This window comes from Dokdonella aquatica, from assembly GCF_051987395.1.
In the GTDB taxonomy this organism is placed as follows: Bacteria; Pseudomonadota; Gammaproteobacteria; order Xanthomonadales; family Rhodanobacteraceae; genus Dokdonella.
This window is the reverse complement of sequence record NZ_CP197094.1, coordinates 779,076-802,396: the sequence shown is the minus strand read 5'-3', so window position 1 is coordinate 802,396 and position 23,321 is coordinate 779,076. Positions and strand designations below refer to the sequence as shown.

Genomic DNA, 23,321 nt, shown 5'->3' with positions numbered 1-23,321 from the left:
TCAGTAGCCGCTGCGCTCGCGGCCGTGGTCGCCGTGCGGATCGGCGAGCAGCGGCAGCGTGAACGTCGCGGCGACAGAGGTCACGACCGCGTCGATCGTGACCGGCTGTGGCGCGAGCGCGCGCCCCGGGCGCTGGCGCGGATGCCAGACCGCGATGTCGTAGATGCCGGCGCGCAGGCCCTCGATGCGCACGTGCCCGGTCGCGTCGGAGCGTGCAAGCCAGGGCGCGTCGGACACGAAGGCGTGCGCGATCATCGTGTCGTGGATGTTGCAGCCCGCGGCGATGATGCCGGGCTTGTCGAGCACGATCGGCGCCGACTGCTCACCGCTCGCGAGCACGAACTCGAACGCCTTCGCATCGGCGAACGAGTAGACGTGGTGGCGCGTCGGGTCGCTGTTGTGGAACACGAGGCGGTCGCCCGGGCGGAACACCTCGAGCGTGGGCACGAAGCGCTCGTCCTTCTGGTCGATCACGCGCGTCGCCGGCGCGCGCGGCGGCGGGGCCAGCGAGGCATCGCGCGGCGTCGCCGTGACGACGGCATCCTCGACCGGCGCGCCCTGGCCGTCGACGATCGCGACGACGAGCTCGGCAGCGTCGACGCGGCCGGCCGCCGCGGCGAAGCCGCACACCATTGCCAGCACGATGCCGCTCGCCCGCATGCCCGTCGCACTCCCCGATGCGCGCGAGTCTACGCGATGCCGGTCGGTGCGCACTGCTGTCCGGGGAAAAGTTCGAAGCGAAGGCTGGAGAGCGTTGCCGCGTCAGGCTTGCGGCGATGAATGCCGGGATGTCGACTCGCTCTCGCGGCAGACGCACACGGCGCGATCCTTATCCCTTCTCCCTCCGGGAGAAGGTGGCCCGAATGGCCGGATGAGGGTCCGGGATCGCGAGGATGATCGGACGTGGTGTCGATGCCGTACCCTCTCCCCAACCCCTCTCCCGGTGGGCGAGGGGCTCAAGCGCAGCGCCACTCCAGGAGGACGCGGTGAGCCTGTGCGGTCACGCGACGGTGAGCGCGCGGAAAATACCGCGCCACAGCTCCGCTGACGGTGCGGCACGATGTGTGGATTTTCTCCGGACAATGGTGGGTCGGTGCGGGCGCTGCGGGTTCTTCGCCCGCAACGCACCGCGCGTTCAGAATCCGCGCAGGTCGTCGACCGCGGTGGCGAGCTTGCCGCCCGTGATGCGTTCGAGCGTGCGCGACACGACGGCGATGTCGTTGTCGAAGCTGCCGTGCGCCGCCGCGATGCGGTGCTTCGGCAGCGCGACGGTCACCTTGTCGTCGTCGAGCACGCCGAGCCTGTTCTTCACCAGCCCTGCACGCGCCGCCGCCGCGCGCCACTGCTTGAGCGCATCGGCCGTGCTCGAGGTGCCGTCCCAGCCCGCGTCGTCCTCGCGGAAGATGCGGTCGAGGCCGAGGATCGGCGTGCGCAGGTCGGCTTCGAGTGCGTTCGAGACCAGATACAGCAGCGACTTGCGGTAGACGCCGCCGACCGCGTCGTCGCGCTCGGCGCGGTCGCTGAGCACGTCCAGGTGCAGCCGCTTCATGAGCGCCTCGTGCGGCGCGTAGTGGCGGTTCGCGAACTCGACCGTGCACGCGGGCGCGTAGAGGTGCGTCGAGGCCACCTTGCCGACGAGGCCGCGCGCGGTGAGTGCGCTGATCAGCCTGCCGAGCAGGATCGCCCCCGCGGAATGCCCGACGAGGTGGATCTCGAGGTCGTCGCCCCAGGTCTCGCAGAGCTTCTGCAGCGCGGTCACGAGCAGGTCGCCGCCGCGGCCGGAGCCGAACGCGAGCTCGGCGTTCTCCTTCATCTCGCTCCAGACCGGTCGCGCGAGCGGGCGGCCGATGGTCTTCTCGACGAGCAGGTCGGTGCGTTCGCTGATGCGTTCGCCGAAGCCGGCCGCGCGTGCGGGTTCGCGCGAGAACGCACCGCGCAGGATGCCGCCGATCGATTCGAGCAGGCCGGTCTTCCAGACCAGGAACAGCGGATAGCAGCCGTTCGCGACGAAGTGCCGACCCATCGCACGCGCACGCTTGATCGCGGCATCCTCGCTGTTGAGACCGCCGTGCGCGTACAGCACGAGGCGCCGCGGCTCCTTCGCGGGCCGCGTCCGGAACCATGCGTCGGGCAGGCCCGTGGCCTGGTGCAGCAGCGTACGCGTGAGCTCGTCCTCGCTGAGGTAGCGCTTCATGCGGCCGTCGTCGCCGAACACGACGCTGTGGCGGTAGGCCTGATCCTCGCTCCACCAGCGCCGCGTGTCGGTGCCGCGCGCGAGCGCCGCGGCGGCGCCGGTCAGCTCGTCGCGGCCGATGCGGCCGACCACGACGCCCGGAACGCCGAGCGACACGACCCATGCGTCCATCGCGTTGGCGAGCCAGTCCGCGTAGGTGAGCACGGCGAAACCGCCGACGCCCCACTGGCGTCCCCACGAGTTCTGCACGACGAAGCCGGTCGCGTTGAAGCCGACCAGCGCGAACGCGTGGCCGCCCGTGTCGGAAGGCCGTCCGTCGAACGGGATCACGGGCAGGTCGTCGTGCGACGACGGCGCGCGCACGCGCTTCGGCACCTCGTCCCAGCCGTCGTGCGTGAACGCCGAGACGTACACCGCGCCGACTTCCTGGATGGCAGCCTGCAGGTCGGTGATCGAGCCGAGGTCGACGCGCGCGTACACGCCGAGCGTGTGGCGCGCCGCGCGTTCGACGTAGCCGTAGGCCGGCTGGCGCGAGGCGGGCTGGTACGGCCAGTCGTCCTCGAGGCAGACGCCGTGGTGATGCCAGCCCTTGAGCGCGCCGCGGCAGCTCGAGCCGTCGTAGTCCTCGCCGGCGTACTCGTCGTAGCGGCGCGCGAAGCTGTAGAGCATGCGCGGGCTCACCGATGAGAGGTTCGCCGGTGTGCCGGCGGCGCGCCAGCGCAGGTAATTGGCGACGCAGGCGAGGCCGAAACCCGTGCACGCACCTTCCTCGCCCTGGTCGAGGATCAGGCCGGCTTTCGTGTACGCAGGCAGGAACGTCGCGATGTCCGCATCGCCGGGCCAGCGTTCGGCGAGGCCGCGTGGCGGCGCGTAGTAGGGGCGATCGCGCAGGTCGGCCGGGTCGCGCACGACGGTCAGCGCAGGGCGCTTCGGCTTGCGCGCCGCCGCCTTCGCCGTGCCGGCCGCGACCTTGCGGCGTGCCGGTGCCGGTACCGCTGCGGGAGCATCCCGTTGCGACGCCTCGCGCGCGGCGATCGTGAACACTTCCCTGAAGCGTGCGAGTCCGTGCGAGCCGCCGTTGACGAGCTTGCGCGCGCCTGCATAGTCGCCGCGCGCGAGGGCCGCGCGCATCGCGTCGGCATGGTCGGCGAGGAAGCGCGCGAGCAGCGCGGCGGCGACCTCGGGTGCGTTCGCGCGATCGGGAACCTCGAGCAGGTCGATGCCGAGCTTCGCGCCGTAGCGCGTGTAGTTGTCGCGCCCGGTCAGCTGCACGAAGCCGCGACCCTTGAAGCGCGCGCCGTCGCCGGGCTGCGTGTTGCCCAGCGAAGTGCGGCCCTCGTAGGCGCCGAACGGCTCGCCGCCCGGCTTCGTGTTGTACTGCGAAGGCAGTTCGCTGATCGGCACGAAGCCTTCGCTCTCGGCGCGGATCGTGCCGAGCGCGGCGAGCAGCATCGGGCGGTCGGTAAGGCCTTCGGCCTCGAGCGCCGCGGCGACGTAGGGCAGATAGCGCGCGATGTTCGCGGGCTTGGTCGCCGGGAACAGCAGGCGAACGCGCGGGAAGTCGGGTTCGACCTCGAAGCGCGCCGGCTTGCGCAGGCCGAGCAGGGCGCCCGTATGCGCGCCGACGATGCCGTCGCCGACGAGGCCGCTGCCGGACTGCCAGCGTCGCGTGGCCGCCTCGGTGTCGGCATCGAACGTGTCGCCGTCGCCCGCGAGGCCAGCGAATGTCGCCGCGTCGGCACCGAGGCGCTCGCGCAGCGCCGCGCGCAGCCGCGCGACGTCGCGGCCCCGGCTCCCTCTCGTCAGCAGCATGCCCATCGCGATCCCTCCCGGTCGTGGCCACGGACGCGACGACGCGCGGCGTCCGCACGGGCGCGATGCCCGTCCTCGTGCATACGGGAAACGCCGCACATGGCTGACACGGGCCACACGCGATGGCCGACAATGGCGCAGATCCGCCACAGGCCCGGCCATGACGACCCCGATCGACAAGCTCGCCCTCGTCCACGTGCGCGACCGCCGCGTGCTCGTCGCGCGCTCGCGTGGCCGCGCCGCGTGGTACCTGCCCGGTGGCAAGCGCGAGGCCGGCGAGAGCGATGCCGCGGCGCTGGTGCGCGAGATCGCCGAGGAACTCGCGGTCGACCTCGATCCCGCGAGCCTCGTGTTCGTCGGCGACTTCCAAGCCCAGGCCGACGGCAAGCCCGCGGGCACGTTCGTGCGCCTGCGCTGTTATCGCGGCGAACTCGCGGGCGAACCGAGGGCCGCGGCCGAGATCGAGGCGATCGCGTGGATCGGCAGCGAGGCACTCGACGCCTGCTCGCCGGCAGCGCGGCTCGCGATCGAGACGCTGAGGCAGCAGGGCGTCATCGACTGAGGCCTCGCGCGTCCACAGGTCGTGGGCCGGGCATGCAAGGCGGGAATGGCGCGCCCGAGAGGATTCGAACCTCCGACCACCGCCTTCGGAGGGCGGTACTCTATCCAGCTGAGCTACGGGCGCACGGGGTGGAGCGGCTGCGGCATCGCGCCGCAGAGTGCGCCGAGGCCGTTCGAGGGCGTGCCGGTGGCGGAAACCGCGAGGCACGCATCGGGGCATGACGCGGGCGGCGATCATACCGTGCCGTACCGGCTGCGACCAACCGACCGCGGCGCGGCCTTCCGCGTCCCCATGGCCATCGTTATACTCCTGCGTCGTTTCCGGCGGCCGGCAGCAGGTCCGGACGTCTCAAAGAGGTGGCCCTCGTGAGCAATCCCGTTCCCCAGACCGATGCGGTCTTCCTCAAGCATTTCTCGTTGCTGATCGTCGCGCTGATGATCGTCGCGGCAGGCCTCATCGGCCTCGCGGCCTGGGTCTACTCCAAGCATCCGAGTCCCGACAACCCGTCCAAGGCCGTCAAGGTCGCCGAGCGCCTCGCGCCGGTCGGCGGCGTGCACGCGGGCGAATCGGGACGCCAGGCGATTGCCGCGGCCGAAGAGGAAGCGAAGAAGGCGGCGGCTTCGGCAGTCGCCTACGGAGGCACGACGGACGGTTCGGTCATCTACGGCAACCTGTGCAGCGCCTGCCACGGCAGTGGCGCGGGTGGCGCGCCGAAGCTCACCGATTCGGCACACTGGAAGGAGCGCATCGCGCTCGGCGCCGAGACGCTGATCAAGCACGCCGAGGAAGGTTTCACGGGCAGCCTCGGCATGATGCCGCCGCGCGGCGGCAACCCGGCGCTCAACGACGAGCAGGTCAAGGCCACCGTCGAGTGGATGATCAGCCAGGTCAAGTGATCGCCGCTTTCCCGCGCGATCGCATCGAAACGCCGCCGCAAGGCGGCGTTTCGCGTTCGGGGTCGGGTACACCGGCATGAGCACGCGCCGCTACCGCCTCGACGACCTCGTCGTCGACCTCGACCGTCAGCGCGTCACGCGCGACGGCACCGTGCTCGAGGTCGGCGGGCTGACGTTCCGCCTGCTCGAATGCTTCGTGCGGCACGGCGACCGCGTACTCGGCTTCGACGCGCTCATCGACGAGGTCTGGTCGCCCGCGGTCGTCGGCGAGGAAACCGTCACCCAGCGCGTCAAGCTGCTGCGCCAGGCACTCGGCGACGACGGCCGCCAGTCGCGCTACGTGCGCTCGGTACGCGGCAGCGGTTACCAGCTGTGCCACGTACCCGAGCCGCTCGTGGACGACGTGGTCGGCGCACCGGCGCCCGCGACGGCATCCGCAGCGCCACGCGGTATCGCCGCGAGGCGCGCGATCGTCGTGTCCGTCGCGGTCGTGCTCGTGGCGGCCGCGGTCATCGTCCTCGTGCTGCGCGCTCGCCCGCAGGTACCGCCTGCGCCGATGGCGGACACCTCCGACGATGCGCTCGCCCGCGCACGCCATTACGCCGCGATCGGCCAGCGCGACAACAACGAGCGCGCGATCGCGTTGTTCGAGGACGTGCTCGCGCGCACGCCGCATGATGCGGCTGCACGCATCGGTCTCAGCTTCGCGTTGTCGGCGCGCATGTGCCTCTACGACTTCCCGCCCGCCGAGGCCGAGCGTGCCGAGGCGATCGCGCGCGAACGACTCGCCGAAGCGCCCGACGATGCCGGTGCGCACGCGGCGCTGGCGTACGCGCTCGACTGCCGTGGCTTCATCGACGACGCGCTCGCCGCGTACCGGCGCGCGCACGCGCTCGATCCGGCCGGCCGTGCCGACAGCCTCGCCTCGGCGGCCAACCTGCTCGCCGTGAAAGGGCGTCTCGCGGAAGCCCTCGAGGCGAACCTCGCGGTCGGCGATGCCGGTGCACGGTTGCGCTTCCTCGAGGTACAGGTCGCGCGCACGCTCGAACTGCTCGGTTTCACGACCGTCGCCGAGCAGCGCTACGCGCGGGTCTTCCGGCTGTTTCCCGACAACGTGTTCGGCAACGTCGCCTGGCCGCGCCACCTTTTCCTGCAGGGCCGTTTCGCCGAGGCGCGTGCGGCGCTCGCCGAGGCGATGGCGCGGCCGCGCCATCCGGACCTGTTCCTGCTCGCCGGCGAACTCGCGCTGCTCGACGGTGATCGCGAAGCGGCCGCGCAGGCGTTCGGCGAGGCACGCGCCGCGCGACCGCATGCGGGCATGCCGGTGACGCTCGCGACGCTGTTCGGCGCGGCGCCGCCCGACGAGGCCTGGCGCACCGCGCGACGCGAGGTGTTGCGCCACGGCATCGACGCCGGCGACCGCTGGCCCGACAGTTGGCTCGAGCTCGCGATCCTCGAGGCCGATGGCGGGCATCACGCGGCCGCGCTCGACGCCCTCGATGCGGCGATCGCGGCCGGTTTCAGTGATCGCGCCTGGTTGCAGACCTCGCCGCTGTTCCGGCCGCTCGCCGGCGAACCGCGTTTCGCGACGGCGATCGACACGATCGGCCGCCGCGTCGCGGGCGAGCGCGAGCATGTGCTCGCGGCGAATTGGCTGCCCGCCGACCTGCTCGCCGCGCGACGCGACGCACCCGTGCGCTAGTTGCGCTTCGCGTCGTCACGCGCGGGCGGCATCGCCGCGAGCACGACGTCGCGGAAGATGCCCTGCGACTGCGGATGCGCGAAACGCTGGTTGTACGCGTTGCTCGTGATCACCGCGACGAGTTCGAGCTCGGGCACGATGAACACGTAGTTGCCGCCGTTGCCCGACATCGCCCAGGCCGGCTGCTCGCCGCCGCGATGCGGGAAGCGGAAGCGCCAGGTCTGGTAGCCGTAGTCGGCGTCGTCGCGGGCCTGCGCATGCACGTGGAGCATCGCACGCGTCCACGCCTTCGACAGCACCGCCTTGCCGGCCCAGCGACCGTCGTCGCGCAGCATCTCGCCGAGCTTCGCGAGGTCGCGGCTGCGGTAGCGCGTGCCGCCGCCACCCATGCCGGTGCCGTCGGGCGCGCGGTTCCAGGTCGACCGTGTGATGCCGAGCGGTGCCTCGATCACCTCGCGCGCGAAGGTCTCGAGCGGCTTGCCGCTCGCGCGTTCGACCGCCGCGCCGAGCAGGAACGAGCCTGCCGTGCAGTAGGCGAACGCACGGCCGTGCGGACTGCGTGCGGGCGGCGATTCCCACGGCGCGAAGCCCTTGATCGGCAGGTCGAGCGTGAAGCGGATCCAGTCCTCGCTCACGTACATGCGCTCCTCGTTGCCCGAGGAGAAGCTGTTCTCGTCGTTGCATTCGAGCAGCGAACTCATCGTGAGCAGGTCCTCGAACGTGATCGCGTCCTTGCGCGGATCCGGGTTGCGCACGGGAGCCTTGTCGCCGAACAGCGCGAACACGCGTGCCTGCGCGTCGGCGACGAGGCCGCGGTCGATCGCGGCGCCGACGAGCATCGCGGTCACGCTCTTGGTCAGCGAGCGCGTGTCGTGCAGCGTGTCGCGGTCTGTGCCGTTGAAATAGCGCTCGTGCACGAGCTTGCCGCGGTGCACGACGACGAGGCTCGTGACGCCTTTCCACGTGCCGTCGGCGATCTTCGCCTCGGCCTCGGCGAACGGTTTCGGATCCCAGCCCTGCGCGGCGGGATCGGCGACGCGCCAGCCGTCGTCGAGGCGAGTCGGCGCGTCGGCGCGGGCCGCGCCGTGGGCGAAGAAGGCGCAGGCGGCCATCAGGACGGCGATCGGGGTCGTACGCATCGGGGTGCCTCGTTCACGGGAAGGGCACGCAGTGGCGCACGGCGGCGTCTGAAGTGTCGGAAGGCTCGGTGAAGACTGGCCAAAACCATGTCGCGCGCGGCCGTCGGGCGCCGGGGTGTTCGCCGCCAGGCGGAGCAGGTCGCCGCGTCAATCGGCGTGCCAGACCATTGCACCACTATCGAGCATATTCATAGAAAGTAGATCCATTGCGGTGCATTCCATTGAGGTCTGCATCACATCGATGTTCTTATGACATTGATATGAAAGATGTTTTGCAGCGCACCAATCGTGGCATGACGGTTGCTTAACAAGCCTCACATCCGTCAACCACGAGGTCTCCATGTCTTCCGCCGCCAACGTTCTCAAGCTGATCAAGGACAAGAACATCAGTTACGTCGATCTGCGCTTCGCCGACCTGCGTGGCGGCCAGCAGCACGTGACGTTCCCGTCCGCGACGATCGACGAGTCGGTGTTCGAGGACGGCAAGATGTTCGACGGCTCCTCGATCGCGGGCTGGAAGGGCATCAACGAGTCGGACATGGTGCTGCTGCCGGATCCGGCCACGGCCTACATCGACCCGTTCCTCGCCGAGCCGACGCTGATCCTGCACTGCGACGTGCTCGAGCCGAACACGATGCAGGCGTACTCGCGCGACCCGCGCTCGCTCGCCAAGCGCGCCGAGGCCTACCTCAAGTCGACCGGCATCGCCGACACGGCGTTTTTCGGTCCCGAGCCCGAGTTCTTCCTCTTCGACTCGGTGCGCTGGCAGAACGACATGGGCAAGGTGTTCTTCGAGGTCGAGTCCGAGGAAGCCTCGTGGTCGTCGCGCACGCGCTACGCCGAAGGCAACACGGGCCACCGCCCGGCCGTCAAGGGCGGCTACTTCCCGGTGCCGCCGGTCGACTCGCTGCAGGACATCCGCACCGAGATGTGCAACGTGCTGACCGAGCTCGGCCAGGTCGTCGAAGTGCACCACCACGAGGTCGCCACGGCCGGCCAGTGCGAGATCGGCACGCGGTTCAACACGCTCACCGCGAAGGCCGACGAGCTGCTCACGCTCAAGTACGTCGTCAAGAACGTCGCCCACCGCAACGGCAAGACCGCCACGTTCATGGCCAAGCCGCTGGTCGGCGACAACGGCTCGGGCATGCACGTGCACCAGTCGCTCGCGAAGGACGGCGTCAACCTGTTCTCGGGTGACCTCTACGGCGGCCTGTCGCAGACCGCGCTCTGGTACATCGGCGGCATCTTCAAGCACGCCAAGGCGATCAACGCGTTCTCGAACTCGACCACGAACAGCTACAAGCGCCTCGTGCCGGGCTTCGAGGCGCCGGTGATGCTGGCCTACTCGGCGCGCAACCGCTCGGCGAGCTGCCGCATTCCGTTCGTGCACAACCCGAAGGGCCGCCGCATCGAGGTGCGCTTCCCGGATCCGATGAACTCGGGCTACCTCACATTCGCCGCGCTGCTCATGGCCGGCCTCGACGGCATCCTCAACAAGATCGATCCCGGCTCGCCCTCGGACAAGGATCTCTACGACCTGCCGCCCGAGGAGGAGAAGAACATCCCGCAGGTCTGCTCGAGCCTCGACCAGGCACTCGCCGCGCTCGATGCCGACCGCGAGTTCCTCAAGGCCGGCGGCGTGTTCACCGACGACTTCATCGACGGCTACATCGATCTGAAGATGCAGGAAGTCACGAAGTTCCGCGCCGCGACACACCCCATCGAATACCAGATGTACTACTCGGTCTGACCGGAGCCGGGGAGCTGGGGAGCTCCCCGGGCTTCGCGCCCGAATCCTTCGCGCCGTTCCGTTTTCCTCTCCCACCTGTCGAGGCCTGCCCATGAAGAAGCACGTACTTGCGTGTTGCATGTTCATCCCGCTCGTCGGCCTGTACGCCGCGTCCGCGAATGCCGAGGAAGCCTCCTCGCCGTTCTCCGGCTCGATCTCGCTGACCAACGACTACACGTTCCGCGGCATCACGCAGACCAACCGTGACCCCGCGCTGCAGGGAGGCTTCCAGTTCGACCACGCGAGCGGCTTCTATGCCGGTACCTGGGGCAGCAACATCAGCTGGCTCTCCGACGGCCAGGACAGCATCTCGAGCAGCGTCGAGCTCGACTTCTACACGGGCTACAAGGGCAGCTGGGGCGACAGCGTCTCCTACGACGTCGGCCTCAACTACTACTGGTACCCGGGCACGTTCCCGAGCGGCTTCAACGATGCCGATACGCTCGAAGGCTACTTCGCGGTGACGTTCGCGACGGTCACGGCCAAGTACTCGTACGCGTTCACCGACCTGTTCGGCATCTCCGATTCCGACGGCAGCGGCTACCTCGACCTCGCCTGGAACCAGCCGCTCGGCGAGACGTTCACGCTCAACCTGCATGCGGGCAAGCAGTGGATCAGCGGCTTCAGCGCCGGCGAGTACACCGACTGGAAGGTCGGCGTCACGGCCGCGCTGCCGCACGATTTCTCGATCGCCGTTGCCTACGTCGACACCAACGCCGAGGAGTCGCTCTACACGAACGCATTCGGCAAATACACGGGCAAGCAGGCCGGCATCGTCACGCTGACCAAGGCGTTCTGATCCGCGCGCCGGCCGCCGTGCGGCCGGCTCCAACCGATCCACGGGAGCGACCATGAAACTCATCACCGCCATCGTCAGACCGTTCAAGCTCGACGAGGTCCGCGAAGCGCTGTCCCAGGCCGGCGTGTCCGGCATCACCGTCACCGAGGTCAAGGGCTTCGGTCGCCAGAAGGGCCACACCGAGCTCTATCGCGGCGCCGAATACGTCGTCGACTTCCTGCCCAAGGTGAAGATCGAGACCGTCGTCACCGACGACCGCGTGGAGGCCGTCATCGAGGCCATCCAGGGCGTCGCCGGCACCGGCAAGACCGGCGACGGCAAGATCTTCGTCTCGCCCATCGAGCAGGTCATCCGCATCCGCACCGGCGAAATCGGCGCCGATGCCCTCTAACGACACCCGCGAGGACTTCATGAAAACCATCCTGTCTTCCCGGTGCCTGCACCGGTTCCTTCCGATGACCCTCGTCCTGCTCGGTGCGCTCGTGCCGGGCCTCGCCTTCGCCCAGGAAGCCGCCGCGGCGGTCGCGCCGACGGTCGACAAGGGCGACGTCGCGTGGATGCTCACCTCGACGCTGCTCGTGCTGCTCATGACCGTGCCGGGCCTCGCGCTGTTCTACGGCGGCATGGTGCGCAGCAAGAACGTGCTCTCCGTGCTCATGCAGGTGCTGGTCGTGTTCTCGCTGCTCGTCGTGCTGTGGGCCGTGTACGGTTACAGCCTCGCGTTCGCGGGCGGCAACGCGTTCATCGGCACGTTCGACAAGCTGTTCCTGTCCGGCGTCACGATCGAGTCGCTGGCCGACACGTTCACAGACAACGTCAAGCTGCCCGAGTACGTGTTCATCGCGTTCCAGTCCACGTTCGCGGGCATCACCGGCGCACTCATCGTCGGTGCCTTCGCCGAGCGCATGAAGTTCTCGGCGACGATCCTGTTCGTGGTCCTGTGGTTCACGTTCGGCTACCTGCCGATGGCGCACATGGTGTGGGCGGCCGGTGGCTACCTGTTCGAGAAGGGGGCCCTCGACTTCGCCGGTGGCACCGTCGTGCACATCAACGCGGGCGTCGCGGGCCTCGTCGCCGCGTACCTCGTCGGCAAGCGCCTCGGCTACGGCCGCGAGGCGATCAAGCCGCACAACGTGACCTTCACGATGGTCGGCGCCTCGCTGCTGTGGGTGGGCTGGTTCGGCTTCAACGCGGGCTCGAACCTCGAGGCCAACGCCGGCGCCGCGCTCGCCTTCATCAACACGCTGTTCGCGACGGCCGCCGCGGTCGTCACGTGGTCGCTCGTCGAAGGCATCGTCAAGGGCAAGCCGTCGGTGCTCGGCGCGGCCTCGGGTGCGGTCGCGGGCCTCGTCGGCATCACGCCGGCGGCCGGTCTCGTCGGTCCGTTCGGCGCGATCGCGATCGGCGCGGCGGCGGCGATCGTCTGCGTGTGGGGCGTCAACGGCCTCAAGCGCCTGCTCGGCGCGGACGACAGCCTCGACGTGTTCGGCGTGCATGCGGTCGGCGGCATCGTCGGTGCGATCCTGACCGGCGTGTTCGCGGCGCCGTCGCTCGGCGGCACCGGCGCGGCCGATTTCTCGATCGCCTCGCAGGTCGGCATCCAGGCGCTCGGCGTGGTCATCACGATCGTCTGGATCGGCCTCGTCGCGGCGGTGTCGTTGCTGATCGCCAAGGTCGTGTTCGGCCTGCGTGTCAGCGAAGAAGAAGAGCGCGAAGGCCTCGACATCACCTATCACGGTGAATCGGCCTACGAGCACTGATCCACGTTTGCCAGGGGGGTGCTGGCGGGACCGGGCTGGGGAGCCCGGTCCCGCCGCGTTTTCAGGGGCCTGCGACGGCGTCGTCGTCGAGCCGAGCGAGCCGCTCGTCAGCGAACGCGACGAGCTCGGGGAAGAAGGCCTCGAAATGCGCCTCGAGCAGCGTCTCGAGCGGCGCGATCGCGTCGAGGCCGCGTGCGATCGGGTTCTCGCGCACCAGTCGCGAGCCTACGCCCGCGAAGACACGCCCGATCACCGCGCGGTCCGCGTACGCGGCAGGCAGGCCGTTCGCACGCAGGTAGCGCGTGAAGCGCTGCAGGTCGGCCGGCAACTCGTGCAGGCGCGACTCGAGCAGCGCGACGACGGATTCGCCGAAGGCCTCGAGCGGCTGCGTCGACCAGCGCGCGAAGCTGCGCGCGAGCAGGTGGTCGAACCAGATGTCGACGAATATGCCCGCGTAGCGCCGGAACGGCGGCACGAAGCGTGCTCTCGCGGCGACGACTTCCGGATGCGCATCGGTCCAGCTGTCGATCGCGCGGTGCAGGGCGATGCCTTCGGCCACGCCGCGCGGCAGCGCGGGATCGATCGCGCCGCGCACGAAATCACCGAGAAAGCCGCCGAGCACGCGGTCGGGCGAGGAGCCCGAGAGCAGGGCGTGGGCGAGGTGGTTCATCGTCGTGCGGGAAGGCGTCGAGGCGCTTCACGGTATCATGTGCGCATGAATGCACCCGAGCTTCCCGCGGCCCCCGCGCGCTTCCCCGAGGCGACCACGACGTTCCTGCTCGACGGCCCCGCCGGCGCGCTCGAGGTCGCCGCGTCGCCCGCCGAGATCGAGGCCGAGGCCCCGCGCGACGGCATCGCGATCGTCTGCCATCCGCACCCGCTGCACGGCGGCACGATGCACAACAAGGTCGTCACGATCGTCGAGCGCGCGCTGTCGGAGCTTGGCCTCGACACCGTGCGCTTCAACTTCCGTGGCATCGGTCAGTCGCAGGGCACGTTCGACGACGGCAACGGCGAAGGCGACGATCTCGCCGCGGTCGTCGCGTGGGCACGTCGCGTGCGCCCCGGTGCGGTGCTGTGGCTGGCCGGTTTCTCGTTCGGCAGCTACGTCGCGCTGCGCAACGCGGTGCGCCTCGAGGCCGACGCGCTCGTGACGATCGCGCCGCCGGTGGGTCGCTGGGATTTCGACGCGATCACGCTGCCGGCCTGCCCGTGGCTGGTCGTGCAGGGCGAGGACGACGAGATCGTCGAACCGCAGGCCGTGTTCGACTGGATCGACGCGCTCGAGGCTCCGCCGCAGCTCGTGCGCATGCCCGAGACCACGCACTTCTTCCATCGCCGCCTCATGGACCTGCGCGGCGCGGTCAAGAACGCGATGAAGGCGCACCTGCCGCCGCCGCGCAGCGGGGCATGAGCGGGCTCGAGACTCCGTCGGCGCGCTACGCGGCCGGCGTGGCCCGGCGCGACTGGCAGCACGATGCCGCGCAGGAGTCCGCACTCGTCGCGTTCGACCGCATCCACGCCGAACTCGCCGCGCGTCCTGCGCCGTCGCTGTGGCAGCGCCTGCGCGGCCAGCGCCCGCCGTCGCCGCGCGGCCTGTACCTGTGGGGCAGCGTCGGCCGCGGCAAGACCTTCCTGATGGACCTGTTCTACGAGGCGCTGCCGACGACGCGCAAGCGCCGCGTGCACTTCCATCGCTTCATGCAGGACCTGCACGCCGAGCTGCGCACGCTGGCCGGGCGCAGCGATCCGCTGGTCGAGGTCGCCGGGCGCATCGCCGACGAGGCCGAGGTGCTGTGCCTGGACGAGTTCTTCGTGCTCGACATCGGCGACGCGATGATCCTCGGCAACCTTCTCGCCGCCTTGTTCGAGCGCGGCGTCGTGCTCGTGACCACGTCGAACACGCCGCCGCCCTCGCTGTACAAGGATGGCCTGCAGCGCGAGCGCTTCCTGCCCGCGATCGCGCTGATCGAGAAGCATTGCGAGGTCGTCGAGATGGTCTCGCCGACCGACTGGCGCCTGCGCGCACTGCGCCAGGCACCGGTCTACCACTGTCCGCCGGGTGCCGACGCCGAGCGCGCGATGCTCGCGACGTTCCACCGCGTCGCCCACGGCAACGAGCGCGAGGCGGTCACACTGCAGGTCAACGACCGCCCGATCCCGGCGCGGCGCGCCTCCGACGGTGCGATCTGGTTCGATTTCGATGCGCTGTGCGAAGGTCCGCGTGGCGTCGCCGACTACATCTTCCTCGCCCGCACCTACGCGACGATCCTGATCTCGGGCGTGCCCGAGTTCACGCCGCAGACCGAAGACGCCGCGCAGCGTTTCGTCGAGTTCGTCGACGAGGCCTACGACCGCGGCGTCAAGCTCGTGCTGTCGGCCGCGGCACCGATCGTCGACCTCTACGACGGCCGTCGCCTGCGCGCGGTGTTCGCGCGTACCGAGTCGCGCCTCATCGAGATGCAGAGCGAGGATTACCTCGCCCGCGCCCACCGCGCCTGACCTGCGGCGCTTGTCGCGCGCGCGTCGATGCGCTTGACTGCGGATCCTTCCCGAGGAGATCCGCCATGCGTCCCATGCCCGTCGCCGCCCTCGTGCTCGCCTTCGCGGCGTCGACCGCCACGGCCGCGGAGGTCGCGCGCCAGCAGGTCGAGGCGCAGCTCGGCCAGATCACCACGTGGCGCCGCGATTTCCACCAGCATCCCGAACTCGGCAACCGCGAGACGCGCACCTCGAAGATCGTCGCCGATACGCTGCGCAAGCTCGGCTACGAGGTGAAGACCGGCATCGCGCACACCGGCGTCGTCGGCGTGCTCAAGGGCGGCAAGCCGGGCCCGAAGCTGGCCATCCGCGCCGACATGGATGCGCTGCCGGTCACCGAAGAGGTCGATCTTCCGTTCGCGTCGAAGGCCAAGGGCGAGTACCTCGGCAAGAGCGTCGGCGTCATGCACGCCTGCGGCCACGACGTTCACATGGCGACCACGCTCGGCGTCGCCGCCGCGCTCGCGAAGCTGCGCAAGGACCTGCCCGGCGAGGTCATGGTGATCTTCCAGCCGGCCGAGGAAGGCTCGCCTCCCGGCGAAAGCGGCGGCGCGCCGCTCATGGTCGAGGAAGGCGTGTTCGCCGCCTTCAAGCCCGATGCGATCTTCGGCATGCACGTGACGAGTGCGTATCCGGTCGGCTCGGTCGCGCTGCGCGAAGGCGGCATGATGGCGAGCTCCGACACGTTCCGCATGACCATCACGGGCCGCCAGGCGCACGGCGCGACGCCGTGGCGCGGCATCGATCCGATCGTCGCCGGTGCGGAGATCGTGATGTCGGCGCAGGCGATCGTGAGCCGCCGCCTGGACATCAACAAGGAACCGGCGGTCGTCACCTTCGGCATCTTCAACGGCGGCCAGCGATTCAACATCGTGCCCGACAGCGCCGAGCTGCACGGTACCGTGCGCGCGTTCGACAAGGACATGCGCGATCAGGCATTGGCCGACCTGCGCAACGTCGCCGAGCACGTCGCCGCCGCACACGGCGCGAAGGTCGACGCGCAGATCCCGGTCGTGCCGGGCAGCAATCCGGTCAACCACAACGATCCCGCACTGACCGCACGCGTGCGCACGAGTCTCGAGAAGGCGCTCGGCAAGGAGCACGTCATCGAGGCCAAACGCTGGACCGCCTCGGAGGATTTCCCGCATCTGGCCATCGGCGCGGGCGCGCCGAGCGTGTACTTCTTCTTCGGCGCGACGCCGGCCGGACAGGACCCCGATACCGCGCCGAGCAACCACTCGCCACGCTTCTTCGTCGACGAAGGCGCGCTCGCGACGGGCACCACGGCGATGCTGCAGGCGAGCCTGGACTATCTCGGCTACGCGTCGCCGTGATCCGCAAGGCCCGTCGCGCTTGTCCCGTATCGCTGCCGGACGCATGAGGGCTTCGCTGGTGACATCATTGCTGTCCGGGAAGCGTTCGAAGCAAAGGCTGTAGGGCGTTGCAGTACTTGGCATCCGAAGATGAATGTCGAGATGCCGACTTGTGTTCGCGACAGCCGCACGCGGCGCGACCTTGTCCCTTCTCCCTCCGGGAGAAGGTGGCCCGAAGGGCCGGATGAGGGTCCGGGATCGTGAAAATAGTCGGACGTGATCTCGATCCCGCACCCTCTCCCCAACCCCTCTCCCGGAGGGAGAGGGGCTCGAGTACCACGCTACTCCGGACGTTCGCGCCGGCCCTGCTTCACGCGTGGGTTGCCTTGAGCGTCGCGATCGCACGCACGCGCTCGCGCTTCATCGCCTCGGCGATCGCGGTACCGGTGATGCCTTGCGCGACGAGTGGCGCGGCCTTGATCGCGCATGCGGCGGCGAACGCCTCGCGCAGGTAGCCGGCCTGCGGATACGGCGTGTCGCCGAGGCCGAGGCGGCCGCGCTTGTCGGCCTCGCAGACGAGCAGCAGCTGGTCGACGCGCGCCGGCTTGCGGAATGCGTCGAGCTTCTCGAACAGTTCCAGCACGGTGCCCGGCTTGAGCTCGAACGCGCGGTGCACGAGCAGATGCAGCCGGCAGCACAGCTCCGAGAGCGCGGCGTGTTCGTTCGGCACGCGCAGGCGCTGCGCGACCGCGCGCACGGGTTCGACGCCGCGTTCCTCGTGCATGACATGGCGCGGCAGCTCCTCCTCCGGCGTGAGCGCCTTGCCGAGATCGTGCACGAGCGCGCACCAGCCGATCAGGTCGTCGCCGGGCGCGAGTGTCGCGGCCATGTCGACGACCATCTCGGTGTGCACGCCGGTGTCGACCTCGGGATGGAACTCGGCGCGCTGCGGCACGCCGTAGAGCGCATCGATCTCGGGAAACAGCACGCGCAGCGCACCGCAGGCGCGCAAGGCCTGCAGGAATGCCGACGGGCGGGGTTCGGCGAGCGCCTTGCGCGTCTCGGCCCAGACGCGTTCGGGCACGAGATGATCGACCTCGCCGTCCTCGACCATCGTGCGCATCAGCGCGAGCGTCTCGTCGGCGATCGTGAAGCCGAGCGGCGCGAAGCGCGCGAGGAAACGTGCGACGCGCAGCACGCGCACGGGATCCTCGACGAACGCCGGCGACACGTGGCGCAGCACGCGTGTCTCGAGGTCGCGCGCGCCGCCGTAGGGATCGACGAGCCTGCCGTCCGCGTCCTCGGCCATCGCGTTGATCGTGAGGTCGCGCCGCGCGAGGTCGTCCTCGAGCGTCACCGACGCATCGGCATGGAACGCGAAGCCGTGGTAGCCGCGTCCAGTCTTGCGCTCGGTGCGCGCGAGCGCGTACTCCTCGCCCGTGCGCGGGTGCAGGAACACCGGGAAATCCTTGCCGACGGCCTTGTAACCCTCGGCGAGCATGGCCTCGGGCGTCGCGCCGACGACGACGTGGTCGTGGTCGACGCCGGGCCTGCCGAGGCGTTTGTCGCGGACCGCGCCGCCGACGAGATAGATCTGCATCGCGCCAGTGTGCCAGAGGCGCGCGCGCTTCAGCGCGCCACGCGACGCGCGCGGTAGCCCGCGTAGGCGACCTCGCGCGCGGTCGTGCCCGACAGCATCGCCGGCACGATCGCTTCCATCGGTGTCGCGACGATGCCGAGTGCACCGAGGCCGTCGGTCTCGCTGGTCGAGTCGAGCATCAGCGTACGCACGTTGTCGCGCGAGACGGGCTTGCCCGGCAGCCATTCGCCAACGCGCCCCTGCAGCATGCCGAGGGCATCGGGCAGGCCGATCACGAGGCGCCTGCGGCCGATCAGCTGCGCGGTCCAGCGCACGAGGTCGCCGAGCGTGATCGCGCGCGGGCCGACCAGCGGGTAGACGTGGCCGGCCGTGTGGCGATGCGCGAGGGCGCGCGCGAAGGCCTCGGCGACATCGCCGACGTACACCGGCGCGAGCCGTGTGCCGGCGCGCGCGAGCGGCAGTACCGGTGCGATCCGCAGCAGCTGCGCGAAGCGGAAGAACAGGCCGTCGCCCGGGCCGAACACGACCGACGGGCGGAAGATCGTCCAGGCCAGACGCGAGGCCCGCACGGCGGCCTCGGCCTCGCCGCGCGTGCGCAGGTAGTGGCTGGCACCTTCGCCGGCGCGCAGCGCGCTCATCTGCAGCAGGCGCGGCACGCGCGCGGCCGTGCACGCGGCGACGAGCGTCGTGGTCAGTTCGGCGTGGGCGCGCCGAAAGCCGCTGCCGTCGCTGCCGGGCTCGTTGAGGATGCCGACGAGGTTGATCGCTGCATCGGCACCGGCGAGATGGCGCTCGAGTGTCTTGCGGTCGTAGGGATCGGCGTTCTCGAGGCGCACGCGCGGCAGCACGCCGAGCTCGCGGTGCACGTCGCGGTTGCGCGACAGCAGCGTGATGCGGTGGCCGTCGGCGTGCAGGCGAGGCACCAGCCGCGATCCGATGAATCCGGTCCCGCCGAGGATCACCACGCGCATCGGCTTCATCGTCGCCTCCTTCCCCTGGTTCCTGATGGGCCCACGATAGCGCGGAAGCGCCGGCATGGCCCGCACGGGACGCGGCGAGCCTGAACGGACGGCGTCATCCTCGTGACACGATCCCGCGAATGTGGACATTTCCGCAGCGTTGACATGTGCCTGACACGTCGAACCGCTACATCGCTGCGACACTTCACGAACGACGAACGATGGATACCGCCAGCATTCCCCTTTTCGACCGCGAACTCGACGGCCGTTGGCCGGTTCGCCCCTTCCCGACCGCCGACGCGTCGCGCCGCACCTCGGTGCGTGCGAGCGGCGTCCGCGCGCGCCTGCTGCTGTGCGCGCCGGCGCACTTCGAGGTGAGCTACGTCATCAACCCGTGGATGGCCGGCAACGAGCACCGCACCGATCCCGCACGCGCGCTCGCGCAGTGGCAGGGTCTGCGCGACGTGCTCGAGCGCCACGCCTCGGTCGAGACCGTCGCGCCGGTCGAAGGCCTGCCCGACATGCCGTTCACGGCCAACGCCGGCCTCGTGCGCGGCCGCACCTTCGTGCCGAGCCGCTTCACGCACGCGCAGCGCCGTGGCGAGGAAGCACCGTACACGACGTGGTTCCGCGAGCAGGGCTATGCGATCGCGCCACTCGCCGCGGGCGTCACCTTCGAAGGCGCCGGCGACGCGCTGTTCGACCACGCGCTCGACGTGCTGTGGATGGGCCACGGCCATCGCACCCAGGCGGCCGCCGCGGCCGCGCTGCAAGGCGTGGTCGATGCCGAGGTCGTGCCGCTGCGTCTCGTCGACGAGCGCTTCTACCACCTCGATACCTGCTTCTGTCCGCTGCCGGGTGGTGTGCTGCTCTGGCATCCCGAGGCGTTCGACGCGGAGTCGCGTCGCCACGTCGAGACGCGCATCCCGCAGCGCCTGCGCGTCGCCGTCGACGATCGCGACGCCGAGGCCTTCGCGTGCAACGCGGTGAGCCTCGGCACGGCGGTCGTCGTGCATCGCGCGAGCGGCAAGCTCAAGCACGCGCTCGACGGCCTCGGCCTGACCGTGGTCGAGACGCCGCTCGACGAGTTCATCAAGGCCGGCGGTTCGGCCAAGTGCCTGACCCTCGCGCTCGCCTGAGCGCGCGGCGTCAGTAGAGGTTCTTCGCGTAGTCGCTGGCGAGTCCGCGCCGCATCAGGCCCGGGATCGACACGGCGGCGCGCACGAGGGCGGCCTGCAGTCCGCCTTCTCGGCTCAGCTTCACGTGGGCCTTGAAGATCGCCGCCGGATCGAGGTCCGGCGGTGCGCTCGCGGCGGGCCACGGCTGCACGCGACGCAGCGCGGCGCTGTCCTCGACGCGCCAGACGAGTTCGTCGATGCGCGTGACGAGCTTCGGCACGCGACCGTCGACTGCGAAGCGCTCGCACATCGCGGCATCCGTCGACACGCGCGCACAGCCGACGAGATGCACGACGCGCGTCGACCCGGGTACGAGCGCGATCGCGGCGATGCGCGGCTGCGCGATGATGTTGCGGAAGCTGTCGACGCGGCGGTTGCCGGGACGGTCCGGATACCAGGCCGCGCCATCCTCGACCTGCAGCAGCAGGCCGGCGGGATCGCCCTTCGGGCTCAGGTCGGCACGTCCTTCCGCATCGACCGTCGCGAGCAGCATGAGCCGGCTCGCCTGCGCGAGCGCACGCGGCGGCATCGGCACGTCGCCGCGGTCGGGCTGCGCGCTCCAGAACGCCGAGCGGATCAGCGCCTTCGCGCAGTGCAGGTAGCACTCCTCGACCGCGATGCCGACGCGCGTGTCGTCGATCGACGTGACACGTCCGTTCACGCGCAGCGTCTCGCCGAGGCCCGGTACGAGGAACAGCGAGCCGACGCCCTGGCCGATGCGCACGTCCGCGCTGTCGTCGAGGCTCGCGCGCGGCAGCGACACGCGGCGCGGATCGTCGATGCCGACGAAGCCGCGCTCGCCACCGGCCACGGTCACGGCGAGGCCGTCCCTGTCACCGAACGTCACGAACGCGAGCGGCGACGCGGCGAGCCAGCGCAGCGCGTGCTCGTCGAGGAAATCGATGACCTTGAGGTCGCGTGGGCCGGGCAGGGCGCCGACGCAGGCCTGCAGCGCAGCGACGTCGTCGATGAACGTGCTCATCGGCGTGCCGGCAACGCCCAGACGCTGTTCGGATCACCGTCGCGCCCCCGCCGCAGCGTGGCCACGGCCATGCGCGAGAACGCGAATGCCATGACCAGCGCCGTCGCGTCGGTCAGCACGCGGTCCCAGTGCCCGGCGATCAGCGCCGCGAACAGGTGCTCGCCCGAGCCGGCGAAGCCGGCGACCGGGATCGCTGCCGTGAGCACGGCGCACGCCCACAGCAGCTCGTGCGCGGCGCGCGCAGGAGCGCGCAGGCAGGCCCACGCGATCGCCGCGAAGAACACGATGAAGTAGCTGGTAGGGACCCAGCCTGGTGGCAGCAGGGCACCGGCGAGGAACGTGGCCGACACACCCGCGATGCAGCCGAGGCAGGTGCCGAGCGTCAGTGCGGCCATGACGCGCGTGCGCCGCGGCTGGTCGACCTGGCGGCGCTTGCGGCGCGACTCGATCCACAGCAGGTTGCCGCTGTAGAACAGGAACGCGCCGGCCATACCGAGCGCGAAGTACAGCCACTTCACCGCGCTCGCGCCGAAGTCGCCGTAGTGCAGCGCCTGCAGGCCGCGCAGCATCGCCATGCCGGGCGGGTAGTCGCGCGGGCCCAGCGCGTTGACGACCTCGCCGCTGACCGCATCAAGCGCGACGCCGCCATGGTGGTTGAGGCGGCGCTGCGGCAGGTCGCCGTACAGCGTGACGCGCGCATTGGCGTCGCCGGCGTCGTGGTAGGACAGGCTCTCGATCTCGAGCCCCGGCAGCGCGACGCGCGCGCGTGCGAGCAGCTCGGCGACCGGCAGCATCGGCGCGGAGCGCCCCGCGGATTCGACATGCGTGGCGACGTCGAAGTCGCGTTCGACGATCGGCATGAGCTTGTTCTCGAACACGAGGAACTGGAACGGCGCGAGCATGATGAAGCCGATCGTGAGCACCGCGCCCGACCACGCGAAGATCACGTGGAACGGCAGCGACAGCACGCCGACGACGTTGTGCGCGTCCTGCCAGAGCCGCTTGATGTTGCGGCCGAGGCGCAGCGCGAACAGGTCCTTGAAGAACGTCGGCAGGTACAGCACGACGCCGCTGACCAGTGCGAGTCCGTAGAGGATGCAGACGATGCCGAACAGGTACGTGCCGAACGTGCGCGGCAGGCCTGCGGTGAAGTGCAGGTCGTAGATGAACGCGACGAAGCCGTCACGCGCCGGCGTCTGCGCGACGCCGCCTTTGTCGTCGAGCACGAAGCGATGCTGTTGCTCGGCCTCGGTGTCGTACCAGTACAGCGTCGTCTCGGGGCCGTGCTCGCCGGGCAGCGACACGTAGAAATCGTGCAGCTTGGAACCGTGTTCGTGCATGACGCCGTCGACCAGCGCCTGCGCCTGGGCGATCGCCTGCGTCTCGGCGGGCATCGCGGCGGGCGGGCGTTCCCAGCCCGTGAGCTCGTGCGAGAACACCGTGATCGCGCCGGCGTAGAACGCGATGAACAAGGCCATGCCCGAGAGCAGGCCCACCCAGGTGTGCACCGACAGGTAGATGCGCAGCGTCGAGGCCTTCATGCCGGCAGCACCGCGGTCCAGCCGAGCTGCTTGCACACGTGGATCAGCGCGTAGCACGCGAACGTCGCGCCGCCGAGCCAGAGCCATGCGCGCAGACCGGTGCGGAAGACGAACGCGAGCGACATGACGCCGATCCACACCGGGAACGACATCAGCAGCCACGGCAGCGTGATCGTCTCGAGCCGGCCCGGCCCGAGCAGCACGACGAAGCCGATGATGCCGGCGGTCAACGGCAGGCCGAGCAGCGCCGCGGCGAGCGACTTAGCCCACATCGCGGTGCTCCCTGCGCGCGCGTCGCCACGCGTCGAGGTAGGGCAGCACCACGACGCCGAGCATCCACGCCGTGAGCATCGCGAACACGCCGGCCCAGATGCCGAGCTCGACGATCGCCGCGGCCAGCGCGCCCGCCGCGGCGAGCCCTGCGGCGATGCGCAACGCGCGCGCATGCGAGCGCAGCACGGGCCGCAGGTGCTGGTGCGGGCTCGCCAGGTGCAGGGCGAGCGCCGAGACCAGCGACAGCACGAGCCAGAGCGCGGTCGTCACGGTGCGAC

General features: G+C 70.2%; 21 protein-coding genes and 1 tRNA gene. 11 read left to right on the top strand and 11 right to left on the bottom strand.

The window, feature by feature from the left end:
* Entirely contained in the window at positions 1-660 is a 660-nt protein-coding gene (locus tag ACQQ2N_RS03565) for a hypothetical protein (protein ID WP_440224302.1), read from the bottom strand.
* Between the two features lie 475 nt (positions 661-1,135).
* A complete protein-coding gene (locus tag ACQQ2N_RS03560; protein WP_440224301.1) occupies positions 1,136-4,006 on the bottom strand; it encodes a C1 family peptidase in 2,871 nt (956 codons plus the stop codon).
* Between the two features lie 160 nt (positions 4,007-4,166).
* On the opposite strand from ACQQ2N_RS03560, the gene ACQQ2N_RS03555 reads away from it, so the two are divergent.
* The gene (locus ACQQ2N_RS03555; protein ID WP_440224300.1) at positions 4,167-4,568 is read left to right on the top strand and encodes an NUDIX hydrolase; all 402 of its coding nucleotides are present in this window, start codon (positions 4,167-4,169) and stop codon (positions 4,566-4,568) included.
* A gap of 46 nt (positions 4,569-4,614) precedes the next feature.
* On the opposite strand, the gene ACQQ2N_RS03550 is transcribed toward ACQQ2N_RS03555, so the two are convergent.
* Positions 4,615-4,691, bottom strand: a tRNA-Arg gene (locus ACQQ2N_RS03550).
* 311 nt (positions 4,692-5,002) lie between these two features.
* Between ACQQ2N_RS03550 and ACQQ2N_RS03545 the strand changes: the two genes are divergently transcribed.
* Positions 5,003-5,464, top strand: coding sequence for a c-type cytochrome (locus ACQQ2N_RS03545; RefSeq protein ID WP_440225704.1), 462 nt, complete (start codon positions 5,003-5,005; stop codon positions 5,462-5,464).
* 76 nt (positions 5,465-5,540) lie between these two features.
* Positions 5,541-7,166, top strand: coding sequence for a winged helix-turn-helix domain-containing protein (locus tag ACQQ2N_RS03540; protein ID WP_440224299.1), 1,626 nt, complete (start codon positions 5,541-5,543; stop codon positions 7,164-7,166).
* On the opposite strand, the gene ACQQ2N_RS03535 is transcribed toward ACQQ2N_RS03540, so the two are convergent.
* Entirely contained in the window at positions 7,163-8,305 is a 1,143-nt protein-coding gene (locus ACQQ2N_RS03535) for a serine hydrolase domain-containing protein (protein ID WP_440224298.1), read from the bottom strand. The two genes, ACQQ2N_RS03540 and ACQQ2N_RS03535, sit on opposite strands and share 4 nt — an antisense overlap.
* A gap of 340 nt (positions 8,306-8,645) precedes the next feature.
* On the opposite strand from ACQQ2N_RS03535, the gene glnA reads away from it, so the two are divergent.
* The 4 genes from glnA to ACQQ2N_RS03515 all read left to right on the top strand — a co-directional run bounded on the left by glnA (position 8,646) and on the right by ACQQ2N_RS03515 (position 12,656).
* Positions 8,646-10,058, top strand: a complete 1,413-nt coding sequence (gene glnA, locus ACQQ2N_RS03530; RefSeq protein WP_440224297.1) for a type I glutamate--ammonia ligase — start codon at positions 8,646-8,648, stop codon at positions 10,056-10,058.
* Positions 10,059-10,149: 91 nt separating this feature from the next.
* Positions 10,150-10,896, top strand: a complete 747-nt coding sequence (locus tag ACQQ2N_RS03525; RefSeq protein WP_440224296.1) for a TorF family putative porin — start codon at positions 10,150-10,152, stop codon at positions 10,894-10,896.
* A gap of 52 nt (positions 10,897-10,948) precedes the next feature.
* Complete coding sequence (locus ACQQ2N_RS03520; RefSeq protein WP_440224295.1) at positions 10,949-11,287, top strand: P-II family nitrogen regulator; 339 nt, start codon at positions 10,949-10,951, stop codon at positions 11,285-11,287.
* Between the two features lie 64 nt (positions 11,288-11,351).
* Positions 11,352-12,656, top strand: coding sequence for an ammonium transporter (locus ACQQ2N_RS03515; protein ID WP_440224294.1), 1,305 nt, complete (start codon positions 11,352-11,354; stop codon positions 12,654-12,656).
* A gap of 61 nt (positions 12,657-12,717) precedes the next feature.
* Here ACQQ2N_RS03515 and ACQQ2N_RS03510 read toward each other — a convergent pair whose 3' ends face one another.
* Complete coding sequence (locus tag ACQQ2N_RS03510; RefSeq protein ID WP_440224293.1) at positions 12,718-13,326, bottom strand: ACP phosphodiesterase; 609 nt, start codon at positions 13,324-13,326, stop codon at positions 12,718-12,720.
* 45 nt (positions 13,327-13,371) lie between these two features.
* Between ACQQ2N_RS03510 and ACQQ2N_RS03505 the strand changes: the two genes are divergently transcribed.
* The 3 genes from ACQQ2N_RS03505 (at position 13,372) to ACQQ2N_RS03495 (ending at position 16,531) form a co-directional block, all read left to right on the top strand.
* Positions 13,372-14,070, top strand: a complete 699-nt coding sequence (locus tag ACQQ2N_RS03505) for an alpha/beta hydrolase (RefSeq protein ID WP_440224292.1) — start codon at positions 13,372-13,374, stop codon at positions 14,068-14,070.
* Positions 14,067-15,158: a cell division protein ZapE gene (gene zapE / locus ACQQ2N_RS03500; RefSeq protein ID WP_440224291.1), complete on the top strand. Its 1,092-nt coding sequence runs from the start codon at positions 14,067-14,069 to the stop codon at positions 15,156-15,158. Before ACQQ2N_RS03505 ends, zapE begins: the two co-directional genes overlap by 4 nt.
* Positions 15,159-15,223: 65 nt before the next feature.
* Positions 15,224-16,531 carry an amidohydrolase gene (locus ACQQ2N_RS03495; protein ID WP_440224290.1) on the top strand — a complete coding sequence of 436 codons (1,308 nt, stop codon included), beginning with the start codon at positions 15,224-15,226 and terminating at the stop codon, positions 16,529-16,531.
* 349 nt (positions 16,532-16,880) lie between these two features.
* Here ACQQ2N_RS03495 and ACQQ2N_RS03490 read toward each other — a convergent pair whose 3' ends face one another.
* Positions 16,881-18,110 (bottom strand): multifunctional CCA addition/repair protein, encoded by a 1,230-nt coding sequence (locus tag ACQQ2N_RS03490; RefSeq protein ID WP_440224289.1) that lies wholly within the window; start codon positions 18,108-18,110, stop codon positions 16,881-16,883.
* 29 nt (positions 18,111-18,139) lie between these two features.
* Positions 18,140-19,090, bottom strand: coding sequence for a complex I NDUFA9 subunit family protein (locus ACQQ2N_RS03485; RefSeq protein WP_440224288.1), 951 nt, complete (start codon positions 19,088-19,090; stop codon positions 18,140-18,142).
* Between the two features lie 200 nt (positions 19,091-19,290).
* On the opposite strand from ACQQ2N_RS03485, the gene ACQQ2N_RS03480 reads away from it, so the two are divergent.
* Positions 19,291-20,208, top strand: coding sequence for a dimethylarginine dimethylaminohydrolase family protein (locus ACQQ2N_RS03480; RefSeq protein WP_440224287.1), 918 nt, complete (start codon positions 19,291-19,293; stop codon positions 20,206-20,208).
* A 10-nt stretch (positions 20,209-20,218) separates the two neighbouring features.
* Here ACQQ2N_RS03480 and ACQQ2N_RS03475 read toward each other — a convergent pair whose 3' ends face one another.
* Genes ACQQ2N_RS03475 through ACQQ2N_RS03460 form a run of 4 tightly spaced genes read right to left on the bottom strand, consistent with a single transcriptional unit; the run spans position 20,219 to position 23,313 of the window.
* On the bottom strand, positions 20,219-21,229 hold the full coding sequence (locus ACQQ2N_RS03475; protein WP_440224286.1) for a pyridoxamine 5'-phosphate oxidase family protein: 1,011 nt from the start codon (positions 21,227-21,229) through the stop codon (positions 20,219-20,221).
* Positions 21,226-22,770, bottom strand: coding sequence for a PepSY-associated TM helix domain-containing protein (locus ACQQ2N_RS03470; RefSeq protein ID WP_440224285.1), 1,545 nt, complete (start codon positions 22,768-22,770; stop codon positions 21,226-21,228). The genes ACQQ2N_RS03475 and ACQQ2N_RS03470 overlap by 4 nt, the downstream gene beginning before the upstream one ends.
* Positions 22,767-23,042 (bottom strand): hypothetical protein, encoded by a 276-nt coding sequence (locus ACQQ2N_RS03465; RefSeq protein WP_440224284.1) that lies wholly within the window; start codon positions 23,040-23,042, stop codon positions 22,767-22,769. Before ACQQ2N_RS03465 ends, ACQQ2N_RS03470 begins: the two co-directional genes overlap by 4 nt.
* Positions 23,032-23,313, bottom strand: a complete 282-nt coding sequence (locus ACQQ2N_RS03460) for a hypothetical protein (protein WP_440224283.1) — start codon at positions 23,311-23,313, stop codon at positions 23,032-23,034. Before ACQQ2N_RS03460 ends, ACQQ2N_RS03465 begins: the two co-directional genes overlap by 11 nt.
* Positions 23,314-23,321: the final 8 nt, after the last annotated feature.

Bases quoted from the DNA above. Each gene is read 5' to 3' on its own strand.
- ACQQ2N_RS03545 (WP_440225704.1), top strand. From the start codon at position 5,003: ATGATCGTCGCGGCAGGCCTCATCGGCCTCGCGGCCTGGGTCTACTCC.
- ACQQ2N_RS03540 (WP_440224299.1), top strand. From the start codon at position 5,541: ATGAGCACGCGCCGCTACCGCCTCGACGACCTCGTCGTCGACCTCGAC.
- ACQQ2N_RS03490 (WP_440224289.1), bottom strand. From the start codon at position 18,110: ATGCAGATCTATCTCGTCGGCGGCGCGGTCCGCGACAAACGCCTCGGC.
- ACQQ2N_RS03505 (WP_440224292.1), top strand. From the start codon at position 13,372: ATGAATGCACCCGAGCTTCCCGCGGCCCCCGCGCGCTTCCCCGAGGCG.
- ACQQ2N_RS03560 (WP_440224301.1), bottom strand. From the start codon at position 4,006: ATGCTGCTGACGAGAGGGAGCCGGGGCCGCGACGTCGCGCGGCTGCGC.
- ACQQ2N_RS03565 (WP_440224302.1), bottom strand. From the start codon at position 660: ATGCGGGCGAGCGGCATCGTGCTGGCAATGGTGTGCGGCTTCGCCGCG.
- ACQQ2N_RS03465 (WP_440224284.1), bottom strand. From the start codon at position 23,042: ATGTGGGCTAAGTCGCTCGCCGCGGCGCTGCTCGGCCTGCCGTTGACC.
- ACQQ2N_RS03555 (WP_440224300.1), top strand. From the start codon at position 4,167: ATGACGACCCCGATCGACAAGCTCGCCCTCGTCCACGTGCGCGACCGC.
- ACQQ2N_RS03535 (WP_440224298.1), bottom strand. From the start codon at position 8,305: ATGCGTACGACCCCGATCGCCGTCCTGATGGCCGCCTGCGCCTTCTTC.
- glnA (WP_440224297.1), top strand. From the start codon at position 8,646: ATGTCTTCCGCCGCCAACGTTCTCAAGCTGATCAAGGACAAGAACATC.
- ACQQ2N_RS03520 (WP_440224295.1), top strand. From the start codon at position 10,949: ATGAAACTCATCACCGCCATCGTCAGACCGTTCAAGCTCGACGAGGTC.
- ACQQ2N_RS03480 (WP_440224287.1), top strand. From the start codon at position 19,291: ATGGATACCGCCAGCATTCCCCTTTTCGACCGCGAACTCGACGGCCGT.
- ACQQ2N_RS03485 (WP_440224288.1), bottom strand. From the start codon at position 19,090: ATGAAGCCGATGCGCGTGGTGATCCTCGGCGGGACCGGATTCATCGGA.
- ACQQ2N_RS03470 (WP_440224285.1), bottom strand. From the start codon at position 22,770: ATGAAGGCCTCGACGCTGCGCATCTACCTGTCGGTGCACACCTGGGTG.
- ACQQ2N_RS03525 (WP_440224296.1), top strand. From the start codon at position 10,150: ATGAAGAAGCACGTACTTGCGTGTTGCATGTTCATCCCGCTCGTCGGC.
- ACQQ2N_RS03475 (WP_440224286.1), bottom strand. From the start codon at position 21,229: ATGAGCACGTTCATCGACGACGTCGCTGCGCTGCAGGCCTGCGTCGGC.
- ACQQ2N_RS03510 (WP_440224293.1), bottom strand. From the start codon at position 13,326: ATGAACCACCTCGCCCACGCCCTGCTCTCGGGCTCCTCGCCCGACCGC.
- zapE (WP_440224291.1), top strand. From the start codon at position 14,067: ATGAGCGGGCTCGAGACTCCGTCGGCGCGCTACGCGGCCGGCGTGGCC.
- ACQQ2N_RS03495 (WP_440224290.1), top strand. From the start codon at position 15,224: ATGCGTCCCATGCCCGTCGCCGCCCTCGTGCTCGCCTTCGCGGCGTCG.
- ACQQ2N_RS03515 (WP_440224294.1), top strand. From the start codon at position 11,352: ATGACCCTCGTCCTGCTCGGTGCGCTCGTGCCGGGCCTCGCCTTCGCC.